We start from the raw sequence: 18,769 nt of genomic DNA on the forward strand, positions 1-18,769 counted from the left end.
CGCGGAGTCACGGCACGACCACGATCTTCTGGCCTTCGCCGGAGGCGAATCGTTCGATGGCCTCGGGGTAGTGCTCGAGCGGCAGGCGGTGAGTGATGAACGCTGCCGGATCGAGGACGCCGGCGGCGAAGAGGCCGACCGCGCGTTCGTAGCTGTGCAGGACCGCCATCGAGCCGGTGATGGTGATCTCGTGGCTGTAGACGCGGTGCGGCTCGATGACCGCGGTGGTCGTGGCAGCGCTGACACCGAACTGCAGGAACGTGCCGGCCTTGGCGATCCGTCGCAGGCCGTCCTGGATGGCGGCCGCGTCGCCGGTGGCGTCGACGACCACGTCCCAGCCCCGGGGCTGGTCCAGCTCCTTCGCCGAGCGCACGGCCCGGGTACAGCCCAGGGATCGTGCGGTGGCCAGCCGGGCGGGGTTGATCTCCACGATGTCCACGGAGGCGGCGCCGGTGCGTTTGGCCAGCTCCAGCATCATCAGGCCCATCGTGCCCGCACCGTAGATGAGGACCTCGGCTCCGAGGCGGCTGCCGAGCACGTCGTAGCCGCGCACCGCGCAGGAGAGCGGCTCGATCAGCGGTGCGTCCCGCGTGTCGACGTGCTCGGGCAGCCGGGCGCAGTTGGCCGCCGGGGCGACGGCGTACTCTGCGGCACCGCCCGGGACGGTGACGCCGAGAGCGCCCCGGCGGTCACAGAGGTTGCCCCGGCCGAGGCGGCAGTAGCGGCATTCCTGACAGTAGAGCGACGGGTCGACGGCCACGCGATCGCCGACGGCGAGCCCGGTGACGCGCGCGCCGGTGGCGACGATCTCCCCGGCGAACTCGTGCCCGGGCACGATGGGCAGCCGTGCACCGCACTCGCCTTGGAGGATGTGCAAGTCGGTGCCGCACAGGCCGCACGCGGCGACGCCGACCACGACGTCACGGGGACCAGGGGTCGGGTCGCTCAGGGTGGTGAGACGGATCCGGCCGGGGGCTTCGATGAGGACGGCCCTCATTTCACGGCTCCTAGGGAGAGGCCCTGGACGAGCTTGTCCTGGGCGGCGAGGCCGGCGGCCAGCACCGGCAGCGAGACGACGACCGAGGCGGCGCAGAGCTGGGCCAGGAACAGGCCCTCGCCGGTGATGAATCCCGTCAGGAAGACCGGGGCGGTCTGCGCGGTCACCGATGTGAGCACCTGGGCGAGGAGCAGCTCGTTCCAGCTGAGGATGCAGCAGATCAGCGCGGTCGCGGTGATGCCGGGAGCGATGACGGGGACGAGTATGCGGGCGAGGATCACGGGGAGCCGGGCACCGTCGACGCGGGCGGCTTCGAGGATGGAGACGGGGACGTCCGCGAGGAAGGACTGCGTCATCCATACGGCGATCGGCAGGTTCATGGACGTGTGGAGTACGGCCATCAGCCAGACGTTGTCGAGCAGGCCGGTGTTCCTGGCGAACAGGTACACCGGCAGCAGGCCGGCCACGACCGGCAGCATCTTCGTGGAGAGGAAGAAGAAGAGCGTGTCCCGCCAGCCGCGCACGGGGCGGACGGACAGCGCGTATGCGGCCGGTAAGGCCAGGAGCAGTACCCACGTCGTCGATGTGACGGCGACCGTAGTGGAGTTGATCAGTGCCGGCCAGGGGCTCGTTCCTCCGCCGGAGCCGAAGAACGCGCGGTAGCCGTCCAAGCCGAGTGATGCGGCCACCGTGGGCGGATTGGCGGCCGCGTCCGCCTCGGAGTGCAGCGACGTGAGGAACATCCAGGCCACGGGCAGGAAGAACACGATGCCGGCCAGCCAGGCCAGCATCCCCAGGAACACCCGCCCATGCCGGCTGCGGCGGCTCACGGCAGCGGTGGTGAGGACAGTCATCCGCGGGACGCCTCCCCCCGGAGCAACGACGAGACGACGCGCAGCGCCACGGCGGCGATGACGAGGGAGCCGAGCACGACGAGCACTCCGGCCGCGGACGCCTGCCCGTACTCGTGGGCCTGGTAGAAGATCTGGTAGACGGTGTACGGGAGGTTGGCGGTGCCCAGGCTCCCCGAGGTGATCGTGAACACGGCGTCGAAGTTCTGAACGATGTGGACGGATCCCAGCAGTGCGCCCAGTTCGAGATACGGGCGCAGGTGGGGCAGCGTCAGGTAGCGGAAGACCTGCGCCTCGCTCGCGCCGTCCATCCTGGCGGCCTCCACGCTGTCCGGCGGCCTGCTGCGCAGCCCGGCCAGCACGATCAGCATCATGAACGGGGTCCACTGCCACACCAGCGCGGTTCCCACCGCGATCAGCGGCGCAGCGGAGATCCAGTCCGGCTGTGGCGCGATGCCGTCGCCGACGAGCCGGGCCGCCCAGGTGAGCGCACCGTTGAGCAGGCCGTACTCCGGGTTGAGCAGCAGGTGCTTCCACAGCAGTGCCGCTGCGACGGGCACCAGGAGGAAGGGGGTGATCAGCATGGTGCGCACCAGCGCCCTGCCGGGGAAACGGCGGTTGAGCAGCAGTGCCAATGCCAGTCCCAGGACCAGAGCGGTGGCGACCACGGAGGCCGTGAGGACCATGGTGGTGACGACCGCCTCGCGTACCGCGGTGTCGCCGAGCACCGCGGCGTAGTTGTCGAGGCCGATGAAGCGCCGGCCACCCGGGTGGAACGCGTTCCAGTCGAAGAGGGACAGCACGAGGGTTGCCACGAAGGGCAGTTGGGTGACAGCGATCACGAACACCAAGGCGGGCAGCAGCGGGGCACGGACGGCCCAGGCACCCGGCCCGCGCTTCCGGCGCCGGCGTGCGGCGCCACGCGGTGGGTTCCCGGTGCGGGCCGCGGCGCTTGCGGTGGCGGGGGCGGTCATCGGCTTCGGTACCTCTCGCCGATCCGCTCCGCCATCTTCTGCGACTTCCGCAGGGCTGTCGCGACGGATTGCCGGCCGGCGATCGCGGCACTGATCTCCCGTGACACCTTGGTGCCCAGGTCGGAGAACTCCGGGATCCCGACGAACTGGATGCCCGGGGCGGGCCTCGGCTGGGTTCCCGGACGCCCTGGGTCGGTGGCGGCGATCGAGGCGCGCGTGACGTTCCAGAAGGCTGCAGCGGCCCGGCGGTACGGTTCGCTCTCGTACGTCGAGGCGCGCTTGCCCGCAGGGACGCCGGCCCAGCCGGCCTCCCTGCCGACGAGCGCTTCGTATTCCTTGCCGGATGCCCAGGAGATGAACTTCCACGCCCTGTCCGGATTCCGGGACGCCTTTTGCAGGCCCCACGCCCAGGTGTAGAGCCAGCCGGAGGAGGCGGTCCGCTCCACGGGGGCGGGTGCGTAGCCGATCCTGCCCTTCACCGGGGATCCGGCGGCTTCGAGCGGCCCGGCGGCGGCAGTGGCGTCGTACCACATGGCGGCCCGGCCCTGGATGACACCGTTGAGACACTCGGCGTAGCCGGACTGGGCGGCGCCCTTCTCGCCGTGCTCGCGCACCAGACGGACGTAGAACTCGGTCGCCTTCACGAACTCCGGCGCGGTCAGCCGTGCCTGCCAGTCCTTGGTGAACCACGTGCCGCCGAAGGTGTTCACGACGGTGGTGAGCGGCGCGATGACCTCTCCCCAGCCGGGCTGGCCCCGCAGACAGATGCCCCGCATGCCCTTTCGCGCGCCGTCCACGGCCGCGGCCAGGTCCGCGACCTGCTGCCAGGTGGGGTGAGCGGGCATGGTCAGGCCCTTCTCCGCGAAGACGTCCTTGCGGTACATCAGGAAGGACGACTCACCGTAGAACGGCACCCCGTAGAGCCTGCCGTCGTCGGCGGTCAGCGACCGGCGCACGGGATCGAGGAGGTCGGCCCGGTCGAACGCGGTGTCCTCGGCCGTGTACGGGTCCAAGGGGCGCAGCCAGCCGTTCCGGGCGTAGAACGGGACCTCGAAGTTACTGATGGTCGCCACGTCGTACTGGCCGGCCTGATGGGCGAAGTCCTGCCCGGCTTTGTCCCGGACGGCGTTCTCGGGCAGCGTCGTGAAGTTCACCTCGATTCCGGTGTCCTTGGTGAAGTGCGCCGCGGTGAGCTTGCGGAGCTCGGTCATCTGCGGGTTGTTGACCATGAGGACGTCGACGGCGCCGCCGCGGGGTGAGGAGGCGGCGCCACCTGCTCCGGCGCATCCCGCGAACAGTCCGGCTGCCACTGCCGATGCCATCGCCGTGCGAACGCGGCGTAACGTCCTGCGCGCCAAGGCGGCTCCTGGTGTCTCGGGGGCCCTTCAGACCCTGATGACCTGGGGGCCCATGAGGGAGTAGCGATGAGCCTCCGGCAGGGGCAGAGCCGTGTCGGTGATGATCGTTTCAAAGTCGGACACCTCTGCGAACCGGCAGAAGCTGCCGGCCCCGAATTTGGTGTGCACACCGGCGAACACGCGGCGCCGCGACACCCGGACGGCCTGCGCCTTCACTTCGCTGACCACGGGATCGGGCGTGGTCAGGCCGTGTTCGCGGGAGATGCCGTTGGCGCCGATGAAGGCGAGATCGATCACGAACCCGGACAGCATGTGCGTGGTCCAGTGCCCGACGGTCGCCAAGGTGCCACCGCGCACCCGGCCGCCGAGCAGCAGCACGGTGATCGGATCGTGGTTCGCCAGCGAGGTCGCCGTCGCGAGGGAGGCCGTGACCACGGTGAGGGGGCGGGCGCGGGGCAGTGCCTGCGCGATGAGCTGGGGCGTGAAGCCCTCGTCGACGAAGATTGTTTCCGCGTCGCCCACCAGGTCCCCGGCGGCTGCCGCGATGCGCTGCTTCTCCGGGACGTGCCGGGTGGTGCGGAAGGCCAGGGTGGTCTCGTAGCCGGCGCTCTCGACGGGATACGCCCCGCCGTGCGTGCGCCGCACCAGCCCGTGTGCCTCCATGATGCTCAGGTCCCGGCGGATCGTCTCTTTTGCCACACCGAAGTCGGCGGCGAGCTTGCCGACGTCCACCGATCCGGTCCGGCGTGCCAGCTCCAGGACCCCCCGGCGGCGTTCCTCCGCGTCCATGGCACGTCCCTGTCCGTCCGGTGGTGCCACCATGCCCGTTCGGGCTTTCTCGTGTGTTTTACAAGTGCCCCGGCCACTTGGCCAGGACCGGTACGGCGCTGTTCGTGCCCGGAGGTGCCCGTTGCCGGAACGGGCCTGTGGGCGCCGGGCTGCAGCGGCGTCCCGGCCACGCCGCCGGGCACGCCCGGACCCTCCTCCGGAGGAGCCGTTCCGTGACTGTTTCTCTCGTTCCGCTTTCGTCCCGGGCCCACCGGCTCACCGGCTCACCGTACGAGCATGGGCGTCGTTCCGGGCCGGCCTCTGCAGGCCGTGGCAGCCTCACCATGCAGCACATGGCATCCGCTCCCGGGATCGGTTGAGGTGTTTCCTGGTTGATACCGCACCGATCCGGTTTCGCTCTCCGCCGGTGACAAGCATGGCCGATATGCGCGCAAGCGGTTTCGTGCCGGGTCCGTGGGGATGGTGCGGGCCAAGGCTTGTCATTTCCGCTCCGGACGTCCTCCCGGGCATCGCCCAACGCTTTCACGGGCATTCCTGGAAATCATTCGGGCATCCCGTGTAAACCGTCCACCCGGTCGGCGTCCCGCCCTGGATCCGGCCAAAACGACAACCGTCGATTGACCCGCTTCCACGCACGATGTCACCCTCAACCTGCGCGACATCACACTCCTCCCAGCGCTCAACGAGGTCACATTGCCAGGCGAGTCAGGCACCGCAACACTGCCCGGTCAATGCACGCCGGAGACCTTCCGAGCCACGCTCGGATTCTTCTGTTCCGGTATTACCGTCGTCACCGCAGTGACACCTTCGGGGCCGGTCGGATTCACCTGCCAGGCCTTTTCGGCGCTCTCCTTGAGTCCGCCGCAAGTGCTCCTCTGCCCCGGCCGGACGTCCACGACGTGGCCGGCGATCAGGTCGGCCGGCTCCTTCTGCGTCAACGTCCTGGCAGAGGACCAGGCCCCGCTCAGCGACCGGTTCGCCAGGGCCGGGGGCGGCAGGTTCGAGGGGGTGGAATGGACGTGTTCCGCAGGCGGCCTGCCGGTGCTGCACGGGGTCGCCGCGTGGATCGAATGCGGGCTCCGGTCCGAGTTCCCCGGCGGGGACCACACCATTGTCCGGGGCGACGTACGCCGGCTCGGCGCGACCCCCGGCAGCCATCCTCTGCTGTATTTCCGCGGACAGTACACCCGGATCGCCGAACCGGCCGCAGATCCGGACGGCCCGGATATGTGACCTGCTGTCATTTACGCGACCTGCTCTCATTCGCACAGATTCCACCAGCAAGGAGCAGAAACAGTGATCACCACGCACGGCCAGCCCGGGCCGCTCACCGGCCTCGATGTCTTCATAGGCGGCCCGATTCAGCACGCCATCCTTCCGGACGGATTCGTCGGGCCTCTCCAGGACGCCATTTCCACGGCGATACGGACCGTCCGGGATTCCGGCGGGAACGTGTTCTCCGCCCATGCTGTGGAGCAGTTCGGCGCGAAGACGGCGTCCTTCACACCGGACCAGGTCTCGGTGCGTGACTACCGCTGGATGCAGAAGTGCGATGTCTTTGTTCCGATTCTTCCCGTGCTGGACGACCGGACACTGCGCCGCACCGACGGCACCCACGTCGAACTGGGCTGGGCGACGGCCATGGGCCGTCCGGTCGTCCTCATCACGACACAGCCCTTCGTCGACTCGGCCAGCCACCTCCTGAAGGGGCTGCACCGGGTCGGTGCAGTGCACACCATCGACTTCGACGAGTTCGACGGCAGTCCCGGGCTTCTCATCAGCTCCGTTCTCGAGGCCACTCGGCAGCAACGCGAAGCCGTCGGGGCCGGGATCCCCGCCTAGCTTCCGCAGACACGGATCCCCGCCAAGCTTCCGCAGACAGGAGGAGCAGGTGTCCGCTGCCCACGTCCTGGGCCTGAGGCTCAGGAACACAGTGATCGTCGGGTCCGGGCTGCTCACCGACCAGGAGCGCAACATCCGCAGGCTCCTCGAGACCGGAGCCGGCGCGGTCGTCACCAAGACCATCCATCCCAGCCCGCCCACGGACCTGGACGAGCGGCTCGTACGGCTGCCCACGGGCATGCTCAACAGCACCACGTACTCGAAACGACCGGTCGGCCGCTGGCTGACGGCACTTCGCTCCTTCGCCCAGGACGATCTGCCGGTCATCGCCTCCCTGCACGCCGGCTCGCCCGAGGAACTGGGCGCGCTCGCGGCGGAGGTGCAGACCACCGGGTGCCGGGCGCTCGAACTCGGCATCTCCTGCCTGAACGAGGAGCCGGGTCTTGAGGAGGACACTCCCGACCGCGTCTACGCCTACACCTCCGCCACGCGTTCTCGTACGTCACTGCCCTTCTCCGTGAAGCTGGCCGTCGGTGAGGGGCTGGTGGACCGGACACGCGCCGCGTCGGCGGGCGGGGCCGACGCCATCACGGTGAGCGACACGATCCCAGGAGCCGCGATCTCCCCGGCCACGGGTGAGCTGGAGCTGGGGGGTGTCTTCGGCTACTCCGGTCCCGGCATCAAACCGCTCGTCCTGGCGGCGATCCGGCGGCTGCGGGCCCGTGGTTTCGATCTCCCCATCCTGGGCTGCGGAGGCGTGGCGTCGGGGCGCGACGTCGCCGACTACCTGGCCGTCGGTGCCGATGCCGTACAGGTCTACACGGCTCTGCACACGGACATGCACACCACCCTGGACCGCATCATCACCCAGTCCGCCGCGATCACGGCCGCTGCCCTGGAGAAGACCTCGTGAGCCCTGAACCCCCACCGGCCGCCGCGTTCGACGAACTCACCAGCCCTCAGGTCAGGGAGAGCGTCTCCGCCTGCCGCACACTGGTCTGGCCGATCGGGGCGACGGAGCAGCACGGCCCGCACCTGCCGCTGTCCGTGGACTCCATCCTGGCCGAGGAGTTCGCCCGTCAGATCGCCGCGGACCTGGGCGGACTCACCCTTCCCGTCCAGCCGGTCGCGGCCCGCTCGCTGCCGCAGAGCGGTGGTGGCCTCTCCTTCCCCGGCACGTTGTACGTGCGGGGTGACACGCTCGTCCGATTCCTGCGGGACGCGTTCGCCTCGCTGCTGACGCTGCCCTTCCTCCGCCTGGTCGTGGTCAACGGGCACTACGAGAACGAACCGTTCGTCTTCGAGGCCCTGGACCAGCTGCGGCAGGACGGAGCGGCCGACGGGAAGGAGATCTTCGCCTTCAGCTGGTGGAGCGTCGTCCAGGAATCCTGGCTCACCGCCGAATTCCCGTCCTTCCCGGGCTGGCACGCCGAGCACGCCGGGCTGACCGAGACGAGTCTGATGCTCTACCTGCGCCCGGACCTGGTGCGGGACGACCGGCCCGGCCACGACCACCCGCCCCGCAACGGTGTGTACCTGCACCCCATCGACACGGAACGGACCACCAACCACGGCATCCTGTCGCCCACGTCGGGCTCGAGCGCGGCCTTGGGGGAGAAGCTGTTCCGGCATGTGACCGAGGAGGCCGTCGGCCTGATCCGGGACGGCGACGGACTGCTGTTCGCCCGCACCCGGCCGGACCGGCGCGCGGCGGCCGCCGAGAGCGGAGGGAAGACGCATGACGCGTAAGTTCCATCTCGCCTTCATCTTCAACTTCACCCCCGACGACTGGCAGGGCCCCTTCGGCACAGGAGGAGCACCCTGGGACGGGAAGTTCCACACCGAGGTCGCCCAGGCCCTGGAACGCGCTTGCTTCGACTACGTCATCGTCGAGGACAAGCTCATGGTCCCCGAGAGCTACGGCGGATCATCGGAGGCGGCCCTGCGGCAGGCGATGTCGGTGCCCAAACACGACCCGGTCCCCTTGGCCGTGGCCATGGGGCTCGCCACATCCCACCTGGGCATCGTCGCCACCCTGTCCACGCTGGCCTACCCGCCGTTCATGACGGCGCGCCTCGCCTCGACGATGGACAGCATGCTGGGCGGACGCTTCGGCTGGAACATCGTCACCAGTGCCGAGACCCTGGCGGCACAGAACTTCGGCATGACCGAGCTGCCGCCGCGCAATGTCCGCTACGAAATGGCGGACGAATACGTGGACGTCGTCCGGCAGCTCTTCGCCTCCTGGGACCGGGACGCGGTCGTTCTCGACCGGGACAACGGTATCTACGCCGATCACACCAAGGTCCGGCCGATCCATTTCAAGGGCAAACACTTCAGCGTGCGCGGACCGCTCAACACCGTGCCTTCGCCCCAGCACCGCCCCGCCTTCATCCAGGCCGGTGCCTCACCCCGCGGGCGCGTCTTCGCCGCACGCAACGCGGACTCCGTCATCGCCATCGCCAACGGAGTCGAAGCCATGCGGGAATTCCGTGCCGACGTACGCCGGCACGCCGAGGATTTCGGCCGCGACCCCGACGGCGTCAAAGTGCTGTTCTGCGTCACCCCTGTCCTGGGCGAGACCGAGCAGGACGCCCGGGACAAGCAGGCGCGCATGGTGTCCTCCCCGCAGTTCATCCACGACATTCTCGCCCAGACCTCGGCGCTCACCGAGATCGACTTCGCGCAGTTCGACCTCGACAAGCCCCTGCCGCACCGGCTGGAGACCAACGGCGAGCAAGGATCGCTCGACCAGTTCCAGCAATGGGGCAGCGGAAAGACCCTGCGGGAGCTGGTCGCCGACTCGGCCGGCGGCCTGGTGTCGTCGGTGGAACTGGTCGGAACGCCGGATCAGGTGGCGGCGCGCATGGGCGAGGTCATGGAGGAGGCCGGCGGCGACGGCTTCATGATCACCACCCCACTGCTGCGCCTGAACCGCCGGTACGTCGCAGAGGTCACCGACGGCCTCGTCCCCGCGCTCCAGCGCCTCGGCCTCACCCGGACGGCCTATGCCACCGGTCGCACCCTGAAGGAGAACCTCAGGGAATTCTGACCGTCCCCGGGCGACGCCGCCACGCCGCAGCCTGCCCGCCCGGCTCGACGCGTCTCCGGGCGGGCATGGCAGGCCGGACGACTGACGCAGGAGACATGCCGATGACACCGCCCGGCTCCGCGCTACGACTGGACACCGCGGCTCAGGATCTGCTGTTCCGGCAGGCACATTCCACCCACGTCTTCACCGACGAACCCGTGACCGACGAGACCATCCAGGCTGTCTACGACCTGGTCAAGTACGGTCCCACCGCCTTCAACCAGCAACCGCTGCGCGTGGTGCTCGTGCGTTCCCACGAGGCCCGCCGGAAGCTGGTCGGGCACATGGCTCGCGGAAACCGGGAGAAGACCGCGCGGTCACCGCTGGTCGCCATTCTCGCGGGAGACCGTGACTTCCACACCGAACTCCCTGAACAGTTCCCCCGGTTCCCGGAGGCGGCCACGCGCTTCTACGCCGACCCCGCCGTCCGGGAACGGTCAGCCGAGTTCAACGGCGCCTTGCAAGTCGCCTACTTCATCATCGGCCTCCGGGCGGCCGGACTGGCCGCGGGGCCGATGTCCGGGTTCGACGCCATCGGCATCAACAAGGAATTCTTCGCGGAGAGCGCGCATTTCGTGCTGGCCGTGGTGAACATCGGCTGGCCGCCCGAGGGCGCCCGGCATTCCCGCGGCCCTCGCCTGGACTTCGAGCAGGTGTTCACCACGGCCTGAGCCGAGGCCACCCCCAAGTCGGTATACAGAATGGCACTACGGCACATTCATGACCGTACTTGTACGGTACAGCGGTAGCGGCCGATAGTGCAGCCATGTCGAAGAGTGAAGCGCCGGCGCCCACAGCCTCGTCCCGCCCCCCGGCCGGACCCGTCCCCCCGACGCGGCGCTGGGCGGTCCTGGCCGTGCTCTCCACCAGCCTGCTCCTCTGCGGGATCGACCTGACCGTGCTGCACGTGGCCGTACCGAGCATGACCCGGGACCTGCACCCCAGCGGTGTGCAGCTGCTGTGGATCGTCGACGTGTACTCCCTGACGCTCGCCTCCCTGCTCGTGACGTGCGGAACCCTGGGCGACCGCATCGGCCGCAAGCGCATGGTGCTCAGCGGCTTCGCGCTGTTCGGCCTGGCTTCCGCCGCCGCCGCGTTCTCCACGACCACGCCCCAGCTGATCGCCGCCCGGGTCGCGCTCGGCATCGGCGCGGCCATGATCATGGCATCCACCGTCGCGGTGATCAGGGTCGTCTTCACCGACGACCGCGAACGGGCCGTCGCCATCGGCATCTGGACGGCGGCCCACAGCGTGGGCGCGACTGTCGGACCGCTGGTCGGAGGCCTGGTGACCCAGCGGTGGGGCTGGGGCGCGGTGTTCCTCGTCAACGTCCCGATCGTCCTCGTCATCCTCGTCGTGGGCGCGCGGGTCATCCCGGAATCGAAGAACTCCTCACCCCGGCACTGGGACGTGGCCGGCGTGGCCCTGTCAGTCGCGGGCCTGGCGGGAGTGGTGTACGCGCTCAAGCGGGCCGGCGAGAACTTCAGCGTGCCCTGGACCGTCGCCGTCACCGCCGCGGCCGGAGCGTTCCTGCTGTACCTCTTCGTACGGCGCCAGCGACGGCTCACCGAGCCGTTGCTGGACTTCTCCCTCTTCTCGAGCCGGCGCTTCTCCATGGCCACTGTGTGTGTCATCAGCTGCTTCGGCAGCTACGTCGCCCTGCTGTTCTTCCTCACCCAGTGGCTCCAGCAGACCGGGGGCTACTCGCCGCTGCACGCCGGGCTGGCCCTGATGCCTCTGGCCGCCGCCAACGCCGTGGGAGCCGCGACGGCCCCTTGGCTGTCTGCCCGATGGGGCAACCGGTGGTCGCTCACCGGATCCCTCGCCGCCTTCGCGGCCGCACTGTTCCTGCTGGCACCGGTCGGCGACAGCGGAGCCTACGGCTCGCTCATCGCAACGATGCTCGTCGCGGGATACGGGGCGGGCGTCGTCATGACGCTGGGCGCCGACTCCATCATGAGCGCCGCCGCACCCGAACGCTCCGGCGAGGCCGCTGCGATCCAGGAGACGTCCTTCGAACTCGGCGCCGGCCTGGGCGTGGCCGTCCTCGGCACGGCCTTGACCGCCGCCTATCGTCTGACGCTGCCCTCGTTCACCGGCCTGACCCCCCATGACCGGGCCGTCGCGCAACAGTCCTTCGGCGGGGCCGAGGACGTGGCCGACGGCCTCGACGCGGACACGGCCCGGCGAATCCTGACAGCCGCCCGGCACGCCTACGACCAGGGCTTCACCGCGGTGGCCGCCATCGCCGCGGGAGGGCTGACCCTCACCGCGGTGCTCGCGGCGTTCGTGCTGCGCCCTCGTAAGGCGGGCCGTGCGTCACCCTGACTCGGGCCTCACTAGCTGTGCTCAATCTCCTGATAGCGCCCTCCGGCCCGCCCGGGGAGGGCGCCGTGTCCGAGGCGATCGGCAGTGTGCCGTGCGAGCCGCAGCAGCGGCGCGACCCCTTTTGGACATTAGATCCGCATTTCGCATAACGTGCTGAGCGTGGGGGTGCGTCTGCTCGGTGTCACACACGACGTGGTTCGCCGCCCGTCCCGGCACCACCCGGTGCGGGAGCGCCAACGACGAAAGCACCACTGTGACAGCCACCTCACCCCCCACCGTCATGCCTGTCCTACGCGGCGCGTCCGCCGGCCGTGCCCTGGTGAGGGGCGTGGCCGGGTTGATGCCGCCGGTCGTCGCGTTCGTCCTGGGGGTATGGGGGAATACGGCTCCCTCCGTGTGGACCGACGAGATCGTCACCATTGACGTGGCGCGGCGGTCCTGGCCGCAGATGATGGAGTTGCTGGGTCAGGTCGACGCGGTGCACGGCCTGCACTACGTGCTGATGTGGCTGATCGGGCAGGTGTGCGGCGGGCTCACCGAGTTCTGGCCGCGGGTGGCCTCCGCTGCGGCAGTGGCCGTCGCGGCAGGCGGCCTCACGTGGCTGGGGCGCCTGCTCGGCGGTCCGCGTCTCGGACTGTGCGCGGGGCTGCTGCTGGCCGTCCTGCCGACCGCGTCGCGGTACGCGCAGGAGGCCCGCTCGTTCGCCTTCGTCATGGCGGTGGCAGTGCTGGCCACAGGCGCCCTGGTGAAAATCCTCTCCAGCCGCGCCCGGGGCCGGTGGCTGGTCTGCTATGCCGTGCTGATCGCCCTGCTGGGCTGGTTCAACCTGCTGGGAATGCTGCTGCCGGCCGCCCACGCGATCACCGTGGCCCTGCGGCGCCCCGGCCGCCGCATCGTCGTACGCACCCTCTGGGCCCAGGCCGCAGGCACCGCGGCCGTGGTCCCGCTGCTGATCCTCGCCTCCGCCCAGAGCTCCGCCGTCGGCGACGCCGCACCGATCACCGCCGGAACCCCGTTCAACTACTTCACCTGGCTCCTCACCCCCGGCCAGAACACCCTCCCCACCGCACTCAAACTCCTGCTCACCCTCACCGCCCTCGCCACCCTGACCCTCCTCGTGGTGCGCCGCCGCAAGGCCCCACCCTTGGCCCTCGCGGTAGGCGTGCCCTGGCTGACCGTCCCCCCGCTGCTCCTGGCGGCCGCCTCGCTCGACCACCCCCTGTTCGCCTACCGCTACCTGCTGTTCTGCCTGCCGGCCCTGGCCCTCCTGCTCGCGACGGCCATCACCGTCGCCTCCCTGCGGGTGCAACTGCTGTTCATACTCCTGACAGCCCTTCCCCTCGCCTCGTCCCACCTGGCCATACGCCAGGAGGACAGCCGCCCGTGGGATACCAGCGCCGTGCGCACGACCCTGCGCATCCACGACGCCCCCGGGGACGCCGTTCTCTTCAGCGGTGCCCGGTGCGGCCTGATCGCCACCGCCTTCAAGGAGTCCTTCACGGGCCGCCCCGACCTGAGCAGGGCCCGGACAGCCGCCGAGCTCGGGGCCCTGGACAACCTGCCCGCCGCCCCGGCCGATCTCCAGCAGCGTCTGGCCCACACGTCCCGTGTCTGGCGCATCGACTGCAACCACCTCTCCGCCGGCGCCCGCCAGGCCGCCGCACGCACCGCCGCCGTCCACAAAGAGGCCCTCACCCGCGCTGGATTCGCCCCGGTCTACCACCACAGCGTCAGCGGCGTGGACATCACCCTCGAACAGCGCTCCACCGCCGGCCAGCCCGCCCACTGACCACTACCTTCACACCCCCGGCACAGGCAGTGCCTAAGAAGTACTCCGGAACACCGGCCACCAAGATCCGCGGGTGCCCGCGTCCCGGCCCCGTTTTCTACCTCGCCCGACCGCACGGGCCCACGGCCCCTCGGCCAGGTCCTGCAGTCCCCGATGCTCAACGACCGCAACGACACCCTCCTCCGCCTCGTGCTTCGTCCCCGTCCCCGGCTCCGCCCACGCATCGCCGGGCATCTGGAACATGATCGAGCCGGCGCCGTGGGACTCCGCCCGCGGCGGCTGGTCCGGGGTGCGGCACGGCTCCGGCTACGTCCAGGCCGTCGGCTTCGCGGGCGGCTCCTGCCCGGTGGCCCGCACGCTCCTGACGTACGGGCAGTCCTCGGGCCCCACGTCGCCGCGGGTGGCGCGCGTGAGCGGACGCTGACGGCTCCCGCGGACCAGGGCCGGGCGCCGCTCACACCGGGCGCGCCCGGCCCTTCCAGTAGGGCTCGCGCAGCCGGCGCTTGTAGAGCTTGCCGTTGGGGTCGCGGGGCATGGCGGCGATGAACTCGACGGCCCTGGGCCGCTTGTAGCCGGCCAGGGCGCCGGCGCAGTGCGCGAGGATGTCCGCGGCCAGCGGGGCGCCCGGCGCGTGGCCCTCGGCCGGTTCGACGACCGCGCGGACCTCCTCGCCCCAGTCGTCGTGCGGCACGCCGAAGACGGCGGCGTCGGCGACGGCCGGGTGCCCGAGCAGCACGGCCTCGACCTCCGCGGGGTAGATGTTGACGCCCCCGGAAATGATCAGGTCGATCTTGCGGTCGCGGAGGAAGAGGTAGCCGTCCTCGTCCAGGTGGCCGAGGTCGCCGACGGTGAAGAAGTCGCCGATGCGGCCGGCCCGGGTCTTGCCGTCGTCCTTGTGGTACGCGAAGCCGCCGGTGGTCATCTTCATGTAGACGGTGCCGAGCCGGCCCGCCGGGAGGCGGTTGCCGTCGTCGTCGAAGACGGCGAGCTCGCTGATGGGCCAGGCCTTGCCGACCGTGCCGGGCTTCTTCAGCCAGTCCTCGGCGGTGGCGAAGGCGCCGCCGCCCTCGCTGGCCGCGTAGTACTCCTCGATGCAGCCGCCCCACCAGTCGATCATCGCCCGTTTGACGTGCTCGGGGCAGGGCGCGGCGCCGTGCACGGCGTGGCGCATGGACGACACGTCGTAGCGGGCCCGTACGTGCTCGGGCAGGGCGAGCAGCCGCTGGAACTGGGTGGGGACCATGTGCGTGTGCGTGCACCGGTGGGTCTCGATCAGGCGCAGCATCTCCTCGGGCTCCCACTTGTCCATGACCACCAGCCGGTGGCCGATGTGCAGGGACGCGGCCGCGAACTGGAGGACGGCCGTGTGGTAGAGCGGGGAGCACACCAGGTGGGTGTTGCCGTCGAACGGCCGGATGCCGAAGATGCCGAGGAATCCGCCCAGGTGGCCCTCCTCGGGCGGCCTGCCGGTGAGCGGGCGGCGGATGCCGCGGGGCCGGCCGGTGGTGCCGGAGGTGTAGTTCATGACCCAGCCGGCGGTGCGGTCGGCGGGCGGGGTGTCCGGGCGGTCGTCGAGGAGGGCGGCGTACGGGCGGAAGCCTTCTATGTCCCCGACCGCGTAGCGCCGGGCGGCGGGCAGGGCGGCCTCGTCCGCGGCGGCCGTCGCCGCGGCGGCGAACCGCTCGTGGGCGATGAGCGCCTTGGCCTCGCAGTCGGCGACGATCCAGGCGATCTCCGGCCCGACGAGGTGGTGGTTGACCGGGACCAGGTACAGGCCTGCCTGCGTCGCGGCGAGGTGGGCGGTGAGCAGCTCGGCGCCGTTGGGGAGCACGACGGCGAAGGCGTCCCCGGCCCGCAGCCCCGCGGCGCGCAGCCCGTGGACGAGCCGGTTGGCGGCGGCGTGCAGGCGGCCGGCGGTCCAGGTGCCGCCGGCCGGGTCGACGAGGACGGTGCGGCCGGGGTCGGCGGCGGCCTGCGCCCAGAACCCGTTGGGCGGTTGGGGTGGCATGGGGCCTCCTTCGTCGTGCGGGTGGACGGGGTGGGCGCGCGGCGCGGCGGGCGGGTGGCGCGGGGCCGGCGTCGACGGCGCTGCCGGCCGTCCCCTCGCGCTGCAGCGCGATGAAGGCCTCGCCGCGCACCCCGGCCGTCCACTGCGCCGTCGCGGGCGGGACGGCGTTACCGCGCCTTCGGCACCGGGCGCCGCCGGGATCCGCAGCCGCGGGTCGCGGGGCAGGTTCTGCGCTCACCGGCCGGGCCCGGTGCGGTCGGTGCCGTCCGCGCTGCCGGGCGCCGGGCAGGCTCCGCGGCCGCGGGCCGGTGGCGGCTCCGCTTCCCGCGCGGGGGCGCCCGTCCCCTCCGCGATGCGGTTCAAGCGTCCGACGGCCCGTTCGAAGCCTCTGGTCAGGTCATCGAAGACGGCCTGGACGCCGCGGCGGGTGGTCATGCTGCCGACGATCTGGCCGACCGGCGTGCCCAGGAGCGGCTCGGCCTCGTACTTCTGGATGCGGGTCAGCGCTTCGGCGACGAGGAGGCCCTGGAGGGGCATGGGGAGGGTGCCGGGGCCGGCGGGGTCGTCCCAGGCCTCGGTCCAGGCGGTGCGCAGCTGGCGGGCGGGCTTGCCGGTGAGGGCGCGGGAGCGCACGGTGTCGCCGGAGTCGGCGGCGAGGAGCTTGGCCGTCAGGGCGGGCGAGCCCAGGTCGGCCTCCTCGGTGGTGAGCCAGAGGGAGCCGAGCCAGACGCCCTGGGCGCCGAGGGCGAGCGCGGCGGCGGCCTGCTCGCCGGAGCCGATGCCGCCGGCCGCGAGGACGGGCAGCGGTCCGACGGCGCGGACGATTTCGGGGGTGAGGACCATGGTGGCGATCTCGCCGGTGTGGCCGCCGGCCTCGTAGCCCTGGGCGACGACGACGTCGATGCCGGCGTCGGCGTGCCGGGCGGCGTGCCGGGCGCTGCCGGCGAGCGCGGCGACGAGGACGCCGTGGGCGTGGGCGCGTCGCACGACGTCGGGGGGCGGCGGGCCGAGGGCGTTGGCGAGCAGGGCGATCGGGTGGTCGAAGGCGGTGTCGAGCTGGGCGCGGGCGACGTCCTCCATCCAGCCGGTGATGCGCCAGCCCTGCCGGTCCCCGGCGGCGAGTTCGGGGACGCCGTGCCGGGCGAGGGTCTCCCGGACGAACCGGCGGTGCCCTTCGGGGATCATCGCCTCGACGTCCGCCTCGGTGACGCCCTCCACCTTCTTGGCGGGCATGACGACGTCGAGTCCGTACGGTCTGCCGCCGGTGCGGGCGTCCATCCAGTCGAGGTCCCGGGCGAGGTCCCCGGGGTCGGTGTAGCGGACGGCACCGAGGACGCCGAGCCCTCCGGCGCGGGAGATCGCCGCGGCGACCGCGGGGAAGGGCGTGAAGCCGAAGACGGCGTGCTCGATGCCCAGCCGCCGGCTCAACTCGGTCTGCATGGGCGGCAGGATGCCGCAGGGTGCCGGGCGAGGGAAGAGCTTTTCTGACGTCACGTCAGCTAAAGTCGGTGCTCCGGCCGCTCAGCGGTGCAGCGGCCGCCCCCGCGCGGCCCCGACCCGGCGGACCGCCGCGACCTGCCGGTAGAGCTCCACGGCCTCGGTGGAGCGGCCCAGCTGTTCGAGGCAGTGCGCCTCGTCGTTGCGGCTGGTGAGGGCGTCCGGGTGGTCGGCGCCCAGCACCCGCTGCCGGGCCTGCGCCACGTCGCGGTAGACGGCGAGGGCCTCGGTCCAGCGGCCGAGCCAGCCGAGCCCGACCGCGACCTCGCGCCGGCTGACCAGCGTCTCGGGATGGTCGGCGCCCAGCACCCGCTCGCGCACCGCGCACACGTCGCGCGCCTCGGCCAGGGCCTCCTCCCAGCGCCCGAGGCGGCCGAGGTTGACGCCGAGGCAGTGCCGGGCGCGCAGGGTGTCCGGGTCCTCGGGCCCCTGGGCGCGCGTGCGCTCGTCCACGAGCTCGCGGAACAGCCGCAGGGCCTCCGCGCTGCGCTGGAGGCGGCCGAGGCAGATGCCGGTCTCGTAGCGGGCGGCGAGCGTGTCGGGGTGGCCGGCGCCGAGCACCCGCTGCCGCGCGACGGCCACTTCGCGGTAGGTCTGCAGCGCCTCGGGCCAGCGGCCCAGCTGCCCGAGGGCGTAACCCACCTCGTAGCGGCTGACAAGGGTGTCCGGGTGGGCCGGGCCCAGGACCCGGGAGCGGGTGACCGCCACCTCGCAGGCCATGCGGTACGACTCCTCCAGCCGGCCCAGGCGGCCGAGGTTGAAGGCCAGGTTGTGGCGGCAGCGCAGGGTGTCCGGGTGGTCGGGGCCCGCCGTCCGCTCGCGCGCGGCGAGCACGGCGGCGTACACGTCGTGCGCCTCGAAGTGCCGGCCGAGCTGCCCGAGGACGTACGCCGTCTCCTGGCGCGCGGCGAGCGTGGCGGGGTGGTCCGGCCCGAGGACGCGCTCGCGCCCGGCCGCGGCGCGGGCGTACTCGCGCAGCGCCTCGCCGGAGCGGCCCAGCATGCTGAGGGCGAAGGCGGCCTCGTAGCGGCTGGTGAGCGTGTCGGGGTGGTCGGGGCCGAGGAGGCGGTCGCGGCCGTCCGCGACGGCGGCGTGCGCGCGTCCGGCCTCCTCCCATGGGCGGGCGTCGCGGTCGCGGTCTCCCTGGTCGCCTCCGCCGTTCTCATGATCGGGCCGCATCCGCGCGTCGTCTGGGGCATGGGCGAGGACGTCGCCCTGCTCGTCCTCTTCACCCTCGTCGTCAG

General features: G+C 71.4%; 17 protein-coding genes. 9 read left to right on the top strand and 8 right to left on the bottom strand.

The window, feature by feature from the left end; translation table 11 throughout:
• Nucleotides 1-7: 7 nt before the first annotated feature.
• The 5 genes from B7P34_RS20965 to B7P34_RS20985 form a co-directional block, all read right to left on the bottom strand.
• A complete protein-coding gene (locus B7P34_RS20965) occupies nucleotides 8-997 on the bottom strand; it encodes a zinc-dependent alcohol dehydrogenase family protein (RefSeq protein ID WP_106678654.1) in 990 nt (329 codons plus the stop codon).
• Complete coding sequence (locus tag B7P34_RS20970) at nucleotides 994-1,851, bottom strand: carbohydrate ABC transporter permease (RefSeq protein ID WP_106678656.1); 858 nt, start codon at nucleotides 1,849-1,851, stop codon at nucleotides 994-996. Before B7P34_RS20970 ends, B7P34_RS20965 begins: the two co-directional genes overlap by 4 nt.
• Nucleotides 1,848-2,822, bottom strand: a complete 975-nt coding sequence (locus tag B7P34_RS20975) for a carbohydrate ABC transporter permease (protein WP_106678658.1) — start codon at nucleotides 2,820-2,822, stop codon at nucleotides 1,848-1,850. The genes B7P34_RS20970 and B7P34_RS20975 overlap by 4 nt, the downstream gene beginning before the upstream one ends.
• Entirely contained in the window at nucleotides 2,819-4,132 is a 1,314-nt protein-coding gene (locus B7P34_RS20980; RefSeq protein ID WP_223268062.1) for an ABC transporter substrate-binding protein, read from the bottom strand. Before B7P34_RS20980 ends, B7P34_RS20975 begins: the two co-directional genes overlap by 4 nt.
• Before the next feature lie 75 nt (nucleotides 4,133-4,207).
• Nucleotides 4,208-4,969 (bottom strand): DeoR/GlpR family DNA-binding transcription regulator, encoded by a 762-nt coding sequence (locus B7P34_RS20985; RefSeq protein ID WP_106678662.1) that lies wholly within the window; start codon nucleotides 4,967-4,969, stop codon nucleotides 4,208-4,210.
• Nucleotides 4,970-5,767: 798 nt separating this feature from the next.
• Here B7P34_RS20985 and B7P34_RS39770 point away from each other — a divergent pair.
• The 9 genes from B7P34_RS39770 to B7P34_RS21030 all read left to right on the top strand — a co-directional run bounded on the left by B7P34_RS39770 (nucleotide 5,768) and on the right by B7P34_RS21030 (nucleotide 14,444).
• Entirely contained in the window at nucleotides 5,768-6,202 is a 435-nt protein-coding gene (locus B7P34_RS39770) for a flavin reductase family protein (protein ID WP_353620259.1), read from the top strand.
• 63 nt (nucleotides 6,203-6,265) lie between these two features.
• Nucleotides 6,266-6,811 carry a hypothetical protein gene (locus tag B7P34_RS20995; protein ID WP_106678664.1) on the top strand — a complete coding sequence of 182 codons (546 nt, stop codon included), beginning with the start codon at nucleotides 6,266-6,268 and terminating at the stop codon, nucleotides 6,809-6,811.
• Between the two features lie 49 nt (nucleotides 6,812-6,860).
• A complete protein-coding gene (locus tag B7P34_RS21000; RefSeq protein WP_223268064.1) occupies nucleotides 6,861-7,724 on the top strand; it encodes a hypothetical protein in 864 nt (287 codons plus the stop codon).
• Complete coding sequence (locus B7P34_RS21005; protein WP_106678666.1) at nucleotides 7,721-8,560, top strand: creatininase family protein; 840 nt, start codon at nucleotides 7,721-7,723, stop codon at nucleotides 8,558-8,560. Before B7P34_RS21000 ends, B7P34_RS21005 begins: the two co-directional genes overlap by 4 nt.
• On the top strand, nucleotides 8,550-9,863 hold the full coding sequence (locus B7P34_RS21010; protein ID WP_106678668.1) for an NtaA/DmoA family FMN-dependent monooxygenase: 1,314 nt from the start codon (nucleotides 8,550-8,552) through the stop codon (nucleotides 9,861-9,863). The genes B7P34_RS21005 and B7P34_RS21010 overlap by 11 nt, the downstream gene beginning before the upstream one ends.
• A 95-nt stretch (nucleotides 9,864-9,958) precedes the next feature.
• Nucleotides 9,959-10,573, top strand: a complete 615-nt coding sequence (locus tag B7P34_RS21015) for a malonic semialdehyde reductase (RefSeq protein ID WP_435693976.1) — start codon at nucleotides 9,959-9,961, stop codon at nucleotides 10,571-10,573.
• Between the two features lie 95 nt (nucleotides 10,574-10,668).
• Complete coding sequence (locus B7P34_RS21020; protein WP_106678672.1) at nucleotides 10,669-12,231, top strand: MFS transporter; 1,563 nt, start codon at nucleotides 10,669-10,671, stop codon at nucleotides 12,229-12,231.
• A 280-nt stretch (nucleotides 12,232-12,511) separates the two neighbouring features.
• On the top strand, nucleotides 12,512-14,020 hold the full coding sequence (locus B7P34_RS21025; protein ID WP_146166883.1) for a hypothetical protein: 1,509 nt from the start codon (nucleotides 12,512-12,514) through the stop codon (nucleotides 14,018-14,020).
• 241 nt (nucleotides 14,021-14,261) lie between these two features.
• Entirely contained in the window at nucleotides 14,262-14,444 is a 183-nt protein-coding gene (locus tag B7P34_RS21030) for a hypothetical protein (protein WP_106678676.1), read from the top strand.
• A gap of 30 nt (nucleotides 14,445-14,474) precedes the next feature.
• On the opposite strand, the gene B7P34_RS21035 is transcribed toward B7P34_RS21030, so the two are convergent.
• The 3 genes from B7P34_RS21035 to B7P34_RS21045 form a co-directional block, all read right to left on the bottom strand.
• Nucleotides 14,475-16,028, bottom strand: a complete 1,554-nt coding sequence (locus B7P34_RS21035; protein WP_106678677.1) for an acyl-CoA synthetase — start codon at nucleotides 16,026-16,028, stop codon at nucleotides 14,475-14,477.
• Between the two features lie 234 nt (nucleotides 16,029-16,262).
• Nucleotides 16,263-17,468, bottom strand: a complete 1,206-nt coding sequence (locus B7P34_RS21040) for a nitronate monooxygenase (RefSeq protein ID WP_106678679.1) — start codon at nucleotides 17,466-17,468, stop codon at nucleotides 16,263-16,265.
• 81 nt (nucleotides 17,469-17,549) lie between these two features.
• Nucleotides 17,550-18,769 (bottom strand): tetratricopeptide repeat protein (locus B7P34_RS21045; RefSeq protein WP_146166884.1); only part of this gene is annotated, 1,220 nt, incomplete at its 5' end.

It is taken from the genome of Streptosporangium nondiastaticum (genome assembly GCF_003011965.1).
Lineage (GTDB): Bacteria > Actinomycetota > Actinomycetes > Streptomycetales > Streptomycetaceae > Streptomyces > Streptomyces nondiastaticus.

Bases quoted from the DNA above. Each gene is read 5' to 3' on its own strand.
- B7P34_RS21040 (WP_106678679.1), bottom strand. From the start codon at position 17,468: ATGCAGACCGAGTTGAGCCGGCGGCTGGGCATCGAGCACGCCGTCTTC.
- B7P34_RS21020 (WP_106678672.1), top strand. From the start codon at position 10,669: ATGTCGAAGAGTGAAGCGCCGGCGCCCACAGCCTCGTCCCGCCCCCCG.
- B7P34_RS21035 (WP_106678677.1), bottom strand. From the start codon at position 16,028: ATGCCACCCCAACCGCCCAACGGGTTCTGGGCGCAGGCCGCCGCCGAC.
- B7P34_RS20965 (WP_106678654.1), bottom strand. From the start codon at position 997: ATGAGGGCCGTCCTCATCGAAGCCCCCGGCCGGATCCGTCTCACCACC.
- B7P34_RS21030 (WP_106678676.1), top strand. From the start codon at position 14,262: ATGATCGAGCCGGCGCCGTGGGACTCCGCCCGCGGCGGCTGGTCCGGG.
- B7P34_RS21025 (WP_146166883.1), top strand. From the start codon at position 12,512: ATGCCTGTCCTACGCGGCGCGTCCGCCGGCCGTGCCCTGGTGAGGGGC.
- B7P34_RS20975 (WP_106678658.1), bottom strand. From the start codon at position 2,822: ATGACCGCCCCCGCCACCGCAAGCGCCGCGGCCCGCACCGGGAACCCA.
- B7P34_RS20985 (WP_106678662.1), bottom strand. From the start codon at position 4,969: ATGGACGCGGAGGAACGCCGCCGGGGGGTCCTGGAGCTGGCACGCCGG.
- B7P34_RS21015 (WP_435693976.1), top strand. From the start codon at position 9,959: ATGCCGATGACACCGCCCGGCTCCGCGCTACGACTGGACACCGCGGCT.
- B7P34_RS21010 (WP_106678668.1), top strand. From the start codon at position 8,550: ATGACGCGTAAGTTCCATCTCGCCTTCATCTTCAACTTCACCCCCGAC.
- B7P34_RS20970 (WP_106678656.1), bottom strand. From the start codon at position 1,851: ATGACTGTCCTCACCACCGCTGCCGTGAGCCGCCGCAGCCGGCATGGG.